The organism is Muricoccus nepalensis (assembly GCF_006438825.1).
Lineage (GTDB): Bacteria > Pseudomonadota > Alphaproteobacteria > Acetobacterales > Acetobacteraceae > Roseomonas > Roseomonas nepalensis.
Genome location: NZ_RCZP01000082.1, coordinates 1 through 11,170 on the forward strand (window position 1 = coordinate 1; position 11,170 = coordinate 11,170).

Annotated in this window: 14 protein-coding genes, 1 pseudogene and 1 other annotated feature; of the genes and pseudogenes, 3 read left to right on the forward strand and 12 right to left on the reverse strand. The window is 68.3% G+C overall.

All coding sequences use genetic code 11. From position 1 onward, the window contains the following. Positions 1 to 382 precede the first annotated feature (382 nt). On the forward strand, positions 383 to 1,348 hold the full coding sequence (locus EAH89_RS29895) for an IS5 family transposase (RefSeq protein WP_140887666.1): 966 nt from the start codon (positions 383 to 385) through the stop codon (positions 1,346 to 1,348). A gap of 48 nt (positions 1,349 to 1,396) precedes the next feature. Here the strand turns inward: EAH89_RS29895 and EAH89_RS29900 are convergent. The 5 genes and pseudogenes from EAH89_RS29900 to vapB form a co-directional block, all read right to left on the reverse strand. Further along, a pseudogene (locus EAH89_RS29900) lies at positions 1,397 to 1,950 on the reverse strand (transposase); the annotation flags it as partial. Next, positions 1,550 to 1,666, reverse strand: a sequence feature (AL1L pseudoknot). Its footprint overlaps the pseudogene before it by 117 nt. A 168-nt stretch (positions 1,951 to 2,118) precedes the next feature. Next, the gene (locus tag EAH89_RS29905; RefSeq protein WP_140887669.1) at positions 2,119 to 2,571 is read right to left on the reverse strand and encodes an SRPBCC domain-containing protein; all 453 of its coding nucleotides are present in this window, start codon (positions 2,569 to 2,571) and stop codon (positions 2,119 to 2,121) included. 353 nt (positions 2,572 to 2,924) lie between these two features. Further along, the gene (locus EAH89_RS31660; RefSeq protein ID WP_161993851.1) at positions 2,925 to 3,086 is read right to left on the reverse strand and encodes a hypothetical protein; all 162 of its coding nucleotides are present in this window, start codon (positions 3,084 to 3,086) and stop codon (positions 2,925 to 2,927) included. 844 nt (positions 3,087 to 3,930) lie between these two features. Then, complete coding sequence (vapC, locus tag EAH89_RS29910) at positions 3,931 to 4,329, reverse strand: type II toxin-antitoxin system tRNA(fMet)-specific endonuclease VapC (protein ID WP_140887671.1); 399 nt, start codon at positions 4,327 to 4,329, stop codon at positions 3,931 to 3,933. Then, positions 4,329 to 4,550 (reverse strand): type II toxin-antitoxin system VapB family antitoxin, encoded by a 222-nt coding sequence (vapB, locus tag EAH89_RS29915; RefSeq protein WP_140887673.1) that lies wholly within the window; start codon positions 4,548 to 4,550, stop codon positions 4,329 to 4,331. Before vapB ends, vapC begins: the two co-directional genes overlap by 1 nt. Before the next feature lie 127 nt (positions 4,551 to 4,677). Between vapB and EAH89_RS29920 the strand changes: the two genes are divergently transcribed. Next, a complete protein-coding gene (locus EAH89_RS29920; RefSeq protein ID WP_140887675.1) occupies positions 4,678 to 6,657 on the forward strand; it encodes a DEAD/DEAH box helicase in 1,980 nt (659 codons plus the stop codon). A gap of 67 nt (positions 6,658 to 6,724) precedes the next feature. Here EAH89_RS29920 and EAH89_RS29925 read toward each other — a convergent pair whose 3' ends face one another. The 5 genes from EAH89_RS29925 to EAH89_RS29945 all read right to left on the reverse strand — a co-directional run bounded on the left by EAH89_RS29925 (position 6,725) and on the right by EAH89_RS29945 (position 8,789). Continuing rightward, on the reverse strand, positions 6,725 to 7,111 hold the full coding sequence (locus EAH89_RS29925) for a TA system antitoxin ParD family protein (protein WP_140887678.1): 387 nt from the start codon (positions 7,109 to 7,111) through the stop codon (positions 6,725 to 6,727). Between the two features lie 213 nt (positions 7,112 to 7,324). Beyond that, positions 7,325 to 7,612: an antitoxin Xre/MbcA/ParS toxin-binding domain-containing protein gene (locus EAH89_RS29930; protein WP_140887680.1), complete on the reverse strand. Its 288-nt coding sequence runs from the start codon at positions 7,610 to 7,612 to the stop codon at positions 7,325 to 7,327. Between the two features lie 42 nt (positions 7,613 to 7,654). After that, on the reverse strand, positions 7,655 to 8,128 hold the full coding sequence (locus tag EAH89_RS29935; protein ID WP_161993852.1) for a hypothetical protein: 474 nt from the start codon (positions 8,126 to 8,128) through the stop codon (positions 7,655 to 7,657). A gap of 84 nt (positions 8,129 to 8,212) precedes the next feature. Beyond that, positions 8,213 to 8,419, reverse strand: coding sequence for an MbcA/ParS/Xre antitoxin family protein (locus EAH89_RS29940; protein WP_140887685.1), 207 nt, complete (start codon positions 8,417 to 8,419; stop codon positions 8,213 to 8,215). Between the two features lie 184 nt (positions 8,420 to 8,603). After that, complete coding sequence (locus EAH89_RS29945) at positions 8,604 to 8,789, reverse strand: ATP-binding protein (protein ID WP_277753911.1); 186 nt, start codon at positions 8,787 to 8,789, stop codon at positions 8,604 to 8,606. Here EAH89_RS29945 and EAH89_RS33290 point away from each other — a divergent pair. After that, on the forward strand, positions 8,718 to 8,879 hold the full coding sequence (locus EAH89_RS33290) for a hypothetical protein (RefSeq protein ID WP_277753912.1): 162 nt from the start codon (positions 8,718 to 8,720) through the stop codon (positions 8,877 to 8,879). The two genes, EAH89_RS29945 and EAH89_RS33290, sit on opposite strands and share 72 nt — an antisense overlap. Positions 8,880 to 8,902: 23 nt before the next feature. On the opposite strand, the gene istB is transcribed toward EAH89_RS33290, so the two are convergent. Together istB and istA are read right to left on the reverse strand one after the other, a co-directional pair. Next, positions 8,903 to 9,757, reverse strand: a complete 855-nt coding sequence (istB, locus tag EAH89_RS29950) for an IS21-like element helper ATPase IstB (RefSeq protein WP_140887687.1) — start codon at positions 9,755 to 9,757, stop codon at positions 8,903 to 8,905. Next, a complete protein-coding gene (istA, locus tag EAH89_RS29955) occupies positions 9,754 to 11,025 on the reverse strand; it encodes an IS21 family transposase (RefSeq protein WP_140887689.1) in 1,272 nt (423 codons plus the stop codon). Before istA ends, istB begins: the two co-directional genes overlap by 4 nt. Positions 11,026 to 11,170: the final 145 nt, after the last annotated feature.

Consider the following 11,170-nt stretch of genomic DNA (forward strand, 5'->3'; position numbering starts at 1 on the left):
CGCGTGCATCGGGCGCAGCCGCGCGCCGCCGGCCGTGAGCCGGGACATGACGTCGCTCACGTTGGCGACGGGCAGCGCCCGGAAGCGCTCGACCAGGGCGGCATCGACCTGGCGGGGGCGCGGAAGAATGCGGAAGCCTGCGGCCATGGTGGTCCTCCCGAGGAGAAGGCGCTGCCCCGCGCCGTTTCGTTGACACCGCCGCCGCCCCGGTGCCAGAAGGACATCCAGAAACGCAACGCCGTTTCGAAATACCCGGTCGAGAAGAGGAAGCGCAAGTGCCGATTTGCCGTCCCCCCCGGGTGTGTTGCATTGATCGGCTTGGCGATCCGCCCGAGGTAGGATGGTGGGGACGATGCCCTGCCATCCTCGAAGGGACCTGAGCTTGCCTTTCAAGGCGAATGCCGACCGCCGCCATCGCATTCCGAAGCAGCGGTTCCGGGCGACGAACTGGAGCGAGTACGACGCCGGCCTGCGTGGGCGCGGCAGTTTGACAGTCTGGTTCACGGACGCGGCGATCTCAGCTTGGAAGGCAGAGCCCCGGACTACGCGTGGCGGGCAGCCGCGTTACTCCGCCCTGGCGATCACCACGGCCTTGACCTTGCGCACAGTGTTCCGTCTGGCGCTCCGCCAGACCGAGGGCCTGATCGGCTCCATCATCGCCCTGCTCGGCCTCAATCTGCCCGTCCCGGACCACTCCACGCTCAGCCGCCGGGCAGAGACACTCGAGACGCCTCGGTCTCACCCCGGTAGCCGCCCTGTGCACCTGCTGGTGGATAGCACGGGGCTACAGCTGTGCGGGCCCGGCGAGTGGCTGCTTGAGAAGCACGGGAGCAGGACGCGCCGGTCTTGGCGCAAGCTGCACGTCGGCGTGGACGCCGATACCGGCCGGATCGTCGCGTCATCACTGACGGCAAGCGACGTTGATGACGCCTCCCAGGTCGGCCCCTTGCTCAGCCAGGTCGCGGACCCAATCGCCTCCTTCACGGCCGATGGTGTCTATGATCAGGACGGCGTTTACGGCGAGGTCACCGCACGGCCCACCGGTGCTGCCGTGATTGTGCCGCCCCCGTCCAGCGCCGTGCCAAGTGCGATGGCCGAGACGGCGCCAACCCAGCGCGACCAGCACCTGCAGACCATTGCTGAGCGCGGACGCATGGGCTGGCAGAAGGCCTCTGGCTACAACTGGCGAGCCCTGGTCGAGGCGAACATCGCGCGCTTCAAGCGGGTCATTGGCGGCGGACTGCGCTCACGCACGGACAGGCGCCGTGCAACCGAGGTGGCCATCGCCGTCAGCGCGCTGAACCGCATGCTTGAGCTTGGACGCCCGGAGTATGTCCGTATCGTGTGACTACTGACCAGCCAGCCGCAACCCCGCGCCCTCAAGCTGGTCCATGCAACGCAGTCGCCGCCAGACCTTGCGGGCCCCGTAGACTTCGAAGTTGGCCGCATGCACCCGCCGGATGCTCTCCATGAGCGCGAGGTCCTGCCGGGTGCGGAGCGAGGCCTTGGCCGGATCAGCGCGCCGGGCAACATGGGCGTGGTAAGTCGACGGGGCGATCGGCAGCACCCTGCAGATCGGCTCGACACCGTAGACCTCGCGGTGATCGTCGATGAAGGCGATCATGGCTTCGAGCGGCGGTCGAGCTCCGCCACCGCGAAATACGCCGACGCCTTGCGCAGGATCTCGTTGGCCTGGCGCAGCTCGCGGACCTCGCGTTCCAGCGCCTTGATCCGCTCCCCCTCCGCACTCGTCGGGCCCGGCCGCAGGCCCTGGTCGCGCTCGGCCTGCCTTACCCAGCCGCGCAGCGTCTCGCCCGTGCAGCCGATCTTGGCTGCAATCGAGCCGATGGCCGACCACTGCGAGGCATGGTCAGCCCCGTGGTCCAGCACCATCCGGACCGCCCGCTGCCGAACCTCAGGCGAATACCGGTTCGAGGTCTTCTTCGTCATGACTCCATCCTCTCAAGAGTTGGAGCCTCCAGGGAACCCGGGGCGGTTCAGAGCCCACAATCTTCGGCAAGCAGCTTGCTCGCTACAGGCGCTTCAGAGCCCTGAAATGCGTGTTGCCCTCCCGCCTTGCACCAGACTTGAGCGGAGTTCCGTAGCGATCTCGTTCGCTCAGGTGGTTCCCTCGGCCAAGGCCTTGAGCTGATCCGCGGCAGCTCCCCAGCCAGCCTCGAAGCCCATTGCTTGGTGGCGCTCAAGCGCGTCCCGCGTCCAGTGGCGCGCGCTGGCCCGGTAGAGGGTGCCGTCACCATCGGGCTCGACCTCAAAGACCCCGACCATGAACGGTCCGGCCGGCCGCCAGCCCGCCGTGAACGCATCGGTGACGATGAAGTGCCTGTTGGGCTCAAAGGCCAGCACGACGCCCTCGTTCAGCATCTCCTCTCCGTTCGGCCCGTGCATGACGAGGGCGCTGCGCCCGCCCGGTCTCCACTCGAGTTCGCGCACCCTGGCCTGCCACGGCTTCGGGCAGAACCACTCCTCGAGCCGCTCCGTCATCGTCTGCCAGACGGTCTCGACCGGCGCATCGATGCGTCGCTCGACGCGGAGCTCAAGATCGTCCGCCATGGTCTGGTCCTCCCCTCGTTGCAGTATGTGCCGCCCTCCCGCGGCTTCCCACCCGTTTTGATCCCTCCTGCTCGAAGAGGAGCCGTCGCTCCGCTCGGCGGACCCAGGAACGAGAAAAGCCCCAGGACCTCGGGGAAGGTCCCGCAGCTCGGTCTGCCTTCCGTAAGGGAGCGCGAAGTCAGGGTTCAACAATGTTCATCGGGGTCGGGACGCGCTTGCGCCCGATGCCGCTGCCGAATGACCGGCGCCTGGAAGCAGCGGAAGGCCGCCACTCGCTGGAAGCGGGCGAGGTAGCCGTCCTGGGTCAGCTTACAATGACACGCCGTTTCCCAGGCGGCAGGAACACCGCGGGCTCAGAAGGAATCCTCCAGGGCATCAAAATCAACGGTCTGAATGGAGAACCAGATCGGTTCAGGGCTCTTGGCCGCGGTCCGCAGGATCGGCTTGGCCGCTGAAAGCAGTTCCTCGATCGAGCGGAACGGATGGATGGCTTCCTCGCCGTCAGTGGTTCTCATCAGGAGTGCAATGCCGGTTTTTGCACGCTTCGAACCCGAGGACGGGGCTGCGGGTTCTGGTTTGCTGATAACAGGGCGAGCTATAGGCTGAGCGGGCGAGCGGGACGGCTTGGCTGATGCTGCGGGAGCCGCCTGGAGGCTGGGATGGGCTGCCGTTGGTGGGTGCAGGGCAGGGGAGAGCAACCTGGCTGAGGATGTCCCAGGCGAAGCACCCCGAGGAGCAGGCGAAGCGGCCGCGTCCGGAACGTTCTTGGTGGAGGAAGACTGAATGGCATCGTGAACCGATGCAGCCGGCGGGCTCTCCGGCTCGAGGGACTCAGAACTGGAAGGTCTGCCGAAGAGAGGAAGTTCGCTACCAGAGGACAGGTCCGAGGGCGACGCAGCAGCAACCGGAGCGGGCAGTTTGGCCGAGAGTGCCTCTGCGGGCTTGGTAGGCGCGGAAAGCTTGGTCTCAGGGGTATCCTCACGTCGGAGCTTAGTGAGGATGGCGTAGATGTTGGCCGGGGTGCAGCCGTAGAGGGCGGCCACCGCAGCGACCTTCTCTTGGCCAATCTCCACCCGCTCCCGGATCTTGGCATGCTCCTCACGAGGTATTCTTGCCATCTGAGCCTTCCAGCGGAGTGCGGATCACGTCAAATAAGCTGCAGCGCATCGAGCCGGATTCAAGTTTGAAGCGCCGGATTCAAGTCTAGGAGGCGGACCGAATTGGCGGGGTAGGTGGAGCGAACCGCACCAGGTTTCAGCACGTAGCGCTGTGCAGCAACTTCCGCGTCGACCGCAGAATATTAGTTATGTAAAACGATCTGCTTTAGCTCTGTTTTTGCGGAGCTTTTTTCTCGGCTGGCTACAGCCAGTCCTCACAGCGCAGTCCCTCGACACGGCGAAACTCGCCGAGGTTGCCGGTGACCACGACCAGCCCGCGGCTCCTTGCGTGGCCTGCAATCATCAGGTCATAGGCGCCGATGACCTGCCCGGCGCGCTCCAGCGCGGTGCGGATCTCTCCCGCATGGGCTGCTGCGTCCGCGTCGAAGGCCAGCACATCGAGCCGCGCGGCGAAGCGCTCCACCTCTCGCCGGTTTTCAGTCGGCCGTGCCGACTTGCCGGCTCCGTGCAGCAGCTCCATGAGCACCACCGTTGAGAGGCAGAGCGACCCGGCCTCGGCGTTGAACCGCACCCGCAAGCCCTGCGGTCGATCTCGCAGCACGCGGATGCAGAGGTTCGTGTCCAGCAGATAGCGCAACATCAGAAGCGCTCGCGTTCCTCCGACTGCGGCTGCTCACGATCCGGCAGGTCAATACCAGGTGCGCCAAAGAAGTCGTCCCAACTGGCATCAGCCGGTACGATGATCCGGCGCGTGCCGTCACGCAGGATCGCGACGTCCCTAACGCCCTCTGGAAAGGCCACGCCTTTCGGCAGACGTACCGCCTGTGTCCGGTTGCTCTGAAAAAGAGTGGTCCGGGTCATGTGAGCCTCTCGGGATATACATACTATATATCCCAATTGTGCCGGCGTGCAAGGTTCAGGAAGGCCTGGACACGGGAATCCCACTGAATCAGTGTCTTGACGTGCTCTCTCTAGATCATTCCCCACTGTGACCCGCCCCCTTCGCTCGCATCAGCAGCGCCTCGCGGGCGTCATTGAGGCGATTGCCACCGGCGAAACCGAGGCGCGCGACATCCTCGCCGCGGTCACCCCAGGCGGTGGCAAGTCGCTGCTGCCCGTCATCGCGGCGAGCCGCCTGATCGCGGCCGGCGTGGTTGATCGGGTCTGCTGGGTCGTGCCACGCGACAGTTTGCGGCTCCAGGCTGAGGAAGCCTTCGCGGACCCGTACTGGCGCGAGGCGCTGCGCCACAGCCTGTCGGTGCGCGCCGCCGATAACACCCCCGATCCGAGCCGAGGGCTCGCCGGCTACATCACCACCTACCAGGGCGTCGCCGCCGCTCCGGATCTGCACCTGGCCGAGTTCAGGCGCCATCGCACGCTGCTCGTGGTGGACGAGGTGCACCACCTTCCGGCTCTCGCGGACATAGACCCGACGGCGGCCGCACAGGAGACGGAGGAGGACCAGGCCAGTGCCTGGTCACGCGCCATCCTGCCGCTGCTCGAATGCGCCCGCGTGCGGCTGCTGCTCTCGGGCACCCTGGAGCGCGCCGACGGCAAAGGCATTCTTTGGCTGCCCTATCGCAAAGGCCCTAAGGCGCGCACGCGGGAGGTGGCGCTGGATGCTGAGGGCTGGGCTGTGGTCGGTTACTCCCGCGCCCAGGCACTTGCCGAGCGCGCCGTGCTGCCGGTTACCTTCGGGGCGCTCGACGGTGAGGCCAGCTGGCGTGACGAAGACGGAAACGAGCTCGGCCCACATCGGATCTCCGGCCTGCACCCCGACGAGACCACCCGCCCTGCCCTCTTCACCGCGCTCCGCACCGGCTTCGCCGAGGCGCTGCTGCGCGAGGCGTTCGTCGCCATCCGCCATCTCCGCGCCCGACGACGCCAAGTGCGTGGACTAGCAACCGGCGCTCCCGCGCGTGGTCTGGGCAAGCTGCTGGTCGTAGCACCCGATCAGGCAACCGCGCGGCACTACCTCGCCGTGGTGCGGCAATGGATCCCAGCGGCGCAGGCCAAGACCGTGGCGCAGCTCGCCACCTCGGACACGCCGCGGGCGCACGAGCTGCTGGCCGCCTTCCGGCTGATGGCGGAGCCCTCAGTGCTGGTGACGGTCGCCATGGCCTACGAAGGGCTGGACGCGCCGGAGGTCGCGGTGGTGGCGGCCCTCACCCACATCCGCTCTCGTCCCTGGCTGGAGCAGATGGTGGCACGCGCAACGCGTGTGGACCCGAATGCCGGTGCCTACGAGGCGCAGCAAGCGTTGGTTTTTCACCCGGACGACCCGCTCTTTGGCCTGTTCCGCCGGCGCATGGAGACAGAGCAGGGCACCATGGCGCGCCGTCCGAAGCCGCGACGCGGACCGTCCACGCTGCCCGCCTGGCTGCTGGATCAGCTTCCCGTGCCCAACGAGGGCATTGTGCCCCTCTCCTCGAATGCGCTGGCCATGCGCTACGACCGGCTCGCGCCGGGGCCAGAGCTGGCGATGCGCCGCCCCGAACAGGAGGAGACTCAAGGGGACCTGCTGGAGGTGCCCTCCGTTGCTGAGCGGCGCCTGCGCATTCGCCTCGGCGAGATGGTGGCGGCGCAGGCGGTGGAGGACGAGGCAGGTGCGGCTGGGTTGCGCGGAGGGATCGCGGGACCAGGCCTGTATCACCGCTACAACGCGGCCCTGAAGCGTGTCACCGGTGACAAGGCGCGCGCCGCCATGACACTCGCCGAGCTGGAAGCAGCCGTGGGCTGGCTGGAGCGCAACCGGCTCGCGGACCACCTTCACTTGTTGGACCACGATCCCCGCTATGCTTGGTCCGCCCGCAAGCGAGGCGAGTGGAAGCCGCCCACCGGGCGTGCCATGCGCTCTCAGCCGGAGACGGTACCTCCGGACGACGTTCAGTGCACAGACGTTGGACGGCACGCTGATGTGGAAAACGATGCTGCCTCCAAGCTCCACACTGGCCCCAGATATCCGTAGCCCGCGCCGGCGGACCTCGTCACGGCGCTCACGGTGCCGCCCGGCCCTCGTGTCCCTTCCGGTGGGCTCACTCGCCGGCGCTCGTGCCCTCGCTGTCAGGTCTCGGGAGCGCGTCGCCGTAGAGCTCCTCCTCGCTTAGTCCCGGCGCCTCCGATGATCCGCCCAGGGAGGCGTAGTAGTCGCGCTCGGCCTGGGTGGGTGTCTGCATGCTCGCGGCGAGATTGGCGAAGAAGGCTCTCGTCTCCAGGGCGTTCAGGTCGTCGATGGTGGTCTCCCCGGCCAGGGCTTGCCGGATCTTGACCTTGGACACGTCGGGGGAACTCTCGAACGCCATACCCAGCCGGACCCAGTGCTCGATCTGGGCGGCCGTAGCGCGGTTCATCTCGCGGCCTTCCCGCTCGGCCGCCTCGACCAGGGTGGCCTGGATCGTCACGTTTCGCTGAATGGGGAGCAAGGCCGACCTCCTTTGCCGTCCGGCTTACACCAGGGTCGATCGGTCGCGCTTGTGGGGATAGCGGCTCGGCTGGCAGCTGAAGTCATGCGGAGGTCCGGCCTGTCCGACCTCACGCAAGCCACCGCTCGACTTTGCCGTCGGCCAAGACCCACCCCTGCGCGGCACGGCAACCTGGGGCCAAGCCGTGGGAGAGACCTGCCGGAGTTTGCCCGCTCACGTGTAGACCCCGTACTCGAGGCGGATGAGCAGAAGCTCGACTTGCTTGCGGCCGCCTTCCATGCCGAGCAGGTCGACGGGACGCCTCTGGTCGAGCGCCATGGCGGGCCGCGTGAGCCACTCGGCGGCGGCCTCACGCGAGCCGAAGACGCCCGCGGCCTGCGTCAGGACCTCGCCGGCCAGGCGCTCCACACCGGCCAGCCACCGGACAAAGTCGCGACGAGCCGCCGCATCCCGCGCGGCGACGGCCCGGCGATGCCCGCGATCCTCGTCCGACGCGTTCATTCCCGATCTCCGGCGTTCAGGCACGGCGGAGCGCCTCCAGCTTTATTGCAAAGACGCGCGGTTCAGCCTGCCAGCTTGTGCGTGAAGGTCGAGGTTGCGTTTGGTCTGGTGACGCTTCGCAATGATCTCCGCGCCCGCTTGCCGCGCCGAGGCGACCAGCGCCTCGACGTCGTCGAGCGCCTCGCAGGGCCGCCTGCCACCCAGCCCTGGTTCCGACGACACAAACCAGTAGGCCCGATCCCAGGCGGTCAGCTCCGGCGGGAAGGCCGCGAGCACCGCGCGGATCGTGGGATGCGGGCGCCCGTCACGGAGCTGGAAGGCCGGGACGTACTCGACCCCCTCGTGCTCCACCGCGTCGATGTCCCCCTCGTCCCTCCAGCACGCGCCGCCGTCCAGGCTCCCGATCAGGACGGTTGGATGCTGGCGGAGGAAGAGAGCCGGCAACTCCGCCAGGAGCCGGTCTGCCAGCGGCCCAAGGTCATCCAGGCTTCTCGCGTCAGGCACAGCTCGGGTCATTGATGCCTCCGTTCGGGGTTGGGGTGGTCTGGGCCGGCGCGGGCGTTGCGCTTTGCCGTACCCGGTCGTGCAAGAGCGGCCGGCTCACACGTAGACGCCATGCTGAAGGCGCAGGAGCAGGAGTTCGACCTCCTCGCGGCCCGCGTCCGTGCCCAACCGGTCAATCGGGCGCTTGTACCCAAGGGCCAGCACCGGCTGCATGAGCCACTCCGCGGCCGCGTCCTCCGACCCGAGGAGCTCTGTCGCCAGCGGCGGAATAGCCCCGGCGAGGCGCTCCACGTAGGCGAGCACGCGGGTCGCGTTTTGCCGGCGCGCCGCATCCAGCTCCGCGACGGCCTCGAGGTGGCGACGTCCCTCGTCCGGAGCCTCTGCTCCCGACCGAGCCGCCGTCCCAGCCCCCACCACGCCAAGGTGTCAATGCTGAGGAGGTTTTCCTCAAAAGCGCTGGCTGAAAATTCCCCAGTTCGGCTGGTGGCTATGTCGCGGCGCTGAGGTCGGCTGTTCGGAGCTTGGGTGGTCTGCCGCGCCGGCGTGGTGGCTCAGGTGAGGCGATGGGTCGGGCTGAGCTGGTGTCGGGCAGCAGGTCGGCGTGGCGACGGAGGCGGTAGCTGGCGCCCTCGATGCGGACGACGATGGCGTGGTGGAGGAGCCGGTCGAGCAGGGCGGTGGCAACGACGGTGTCGCCGAACACCTCGCCCCATTCGGCAAGGGTGTCAATGCTGAGGAGGTTTTCCTCAAAAGCGCTGGCTGAAAATTCCCCAGTTCGGCTGGTGGCTATGTCGCGGCGCTGAGGTCGGCTGTTCGGAGCTTGGGTGGTCTGCCGCGCCGGCGTGGTGGCTCAGGTGAGGCGATGGGTCGGGCTGAGCTGGTGTCGGGCAGCAGGTCGGCGTGGCGACGGAGGCGGTAGCTGGCGCCCTCGATGCGGACGACGATGGCGTGGTGGAGGAGCCGGTCGAGCAGGGCGGTGGCAACGACGGTGTCGCCGAACACCTCGCCCCATTCGGCAAAGCCGCGGTTGGAGGTCAGGATCATGGCGCCGCGCTCGTAGCGGGCGTTCACCAGCTGAAAGAACAGGTTTCCACCGCCCGCGACGACGGGCAGGTAGCCGATCTCGTCGACCACGAGGAGCTGTGGCCGGCAGAGGAACCGGATGCGTTCGCGGAGGGTGCCCTCGCGCTCGGCCTTGGCCAGCGAGCCCACCAGCTCGGCTAGGGTGGTGAAATAGACGCTGCGGCCGGCCTGAACCGCCTCGACGGCGAGGGCGATGGCCAAGTGGGTCTTGCCGCAGCCGGGCTGGCCGAGGAAGTGGACGACCTCGTGGCGGCTGATGAAGTCGAGCCCGGCCAGGGTGAGGATGCGGTTGCGGTCGAGCGAGGGCTGGAACGCGAAGTCGAACCCGGCCAGCGTCTTGACGGTGAGCAGCCGGCCCATCTTGAGGGCTGCCTTGACCCTGCGGCCCTCGCGCAGGCTGAGCTCCGCGTCGAGCAAGCCGTCGATCGCCTCGAGGGCGGAGATCTCGCCGCGCTCGAGCTGGCGCAGGAGGTGCTCCAGCACCTCGAGGGCTCGCGGCATGCGCAGGCCCACCAGGTGGTGGCGGATGCGGTCGAGGGTGGCGGGCGCTGCGGTCATCGGGCGGGCTCCCCGGCGGCAAGCCGGCGGCCAACGGCCTCGTAGATGGCCAGCGAGCGGGGCGTCACGCCGGGGGTGCCGGCGGGCGGTCCTGGTGGTGCTGCGGCTCCGTGCCGGGGCGTGGTGCTGTTGTGTGGCGGCGGCAGGCTACGGTGCCCCTCGGCGATGCGGCGCCGGCCGCGGCCCTCCAGCACAGGGTGGACGGCGACGAGCCGTCCCTCCTCGAGGATGCGGACCTCGGCGGCGGTGACCTGCACCTCGACGGGGCGCCGGCGGGTGCCGTCCGGGACGGAGTAGAGATTGCCGCCCACCGAGATCATGCCCTCGTGCGAGATGCGCCGCTCGAGGCGGAGCACGGCGTTGAACGGCCCGGCCGGGAGCGGCTTGAGGGAGGGGCGCTCCTCGGCGAAGTGCTCGATGACGATGCGCCCCGTGGTGCCGTGCAGGCGACGGTTGGCGACCTGGTCGAGCCACTGGGTGAACTGAGCGTTCAGGTCGTCGAGGCTGCGGAAGCTGCGCGCGAGGAAGAAGTCCTCGCGAACATAGCGGAACGGCCTCTCGACCTTACCCTTGGTCTTGGCGCGGTAGGGCCGGCAGGCCTTGGGCACGGTGCCGTAGTGGGCGGCGAGAGCGAGCAGCTTGCTGTTGTAGACGATGCCGCGCTCGTCGACCTCGCCGAGGACCGCGGTGCGCATCCGGTCGTAGAGGATCTGCTCGGGCACGCCGCCGAGCGCCTCAAAGGCGGCGACGTGGCAGCGCAGCACGGTGGCGAGGTCCTGCTGGGCGACGAAGCGGGCCCACATCATGCGGCTGTGGCCAAGCACAAGGGAGAACAGCCAGACGATCCGCTCGGCGCCGGGCTCGTCCTCGAAGCGAACCCGGAAGTGGGCGAAGTCGACCTGGGCCTGGCGTCCCGGCGGGGTCTCGAAGCGTCGCTCAAAGCCGGGAGTAGCCGGGGGCCGGACGGTCCGCAGGAAGTCGGTCACCGTGGAGTAGCCGCCGGCGAAGCCAAGGTCGCGGACCTCGCGCCAGAGACGCCGGCCGGTCAGGTCAGGAAAGCGGCCCACGCGCTCGCGCAGAAAGGCCTCGAAGGGCGCCAGCGGTGACGGAGCTGGCGGCCGCGGCTTGTACGCTGGCGGCTCCAGGCCGCGCGCAATGTAGGTGCGGATGGTCTTGCGGTCGTGGCCAGTACGGCGAGCGATGGCCGAGACGGTCAGGCCCTGCCGGGCGAGGTCCAGGATCATGACGAGCTCCCCAAGGGTGACCACCGGCTGCTCCCGTGATGCCGGGCGGCATCCTGGGGCATGGCCGGCGCCGCCTGGGACCCGGGGCGAGCCCTTGGGCACAGGCAGTCGCGCTGGACTGAGGAATTTTCAGCCAGCACTTCCGGGGAGCATTCATCCAGCCGCTACA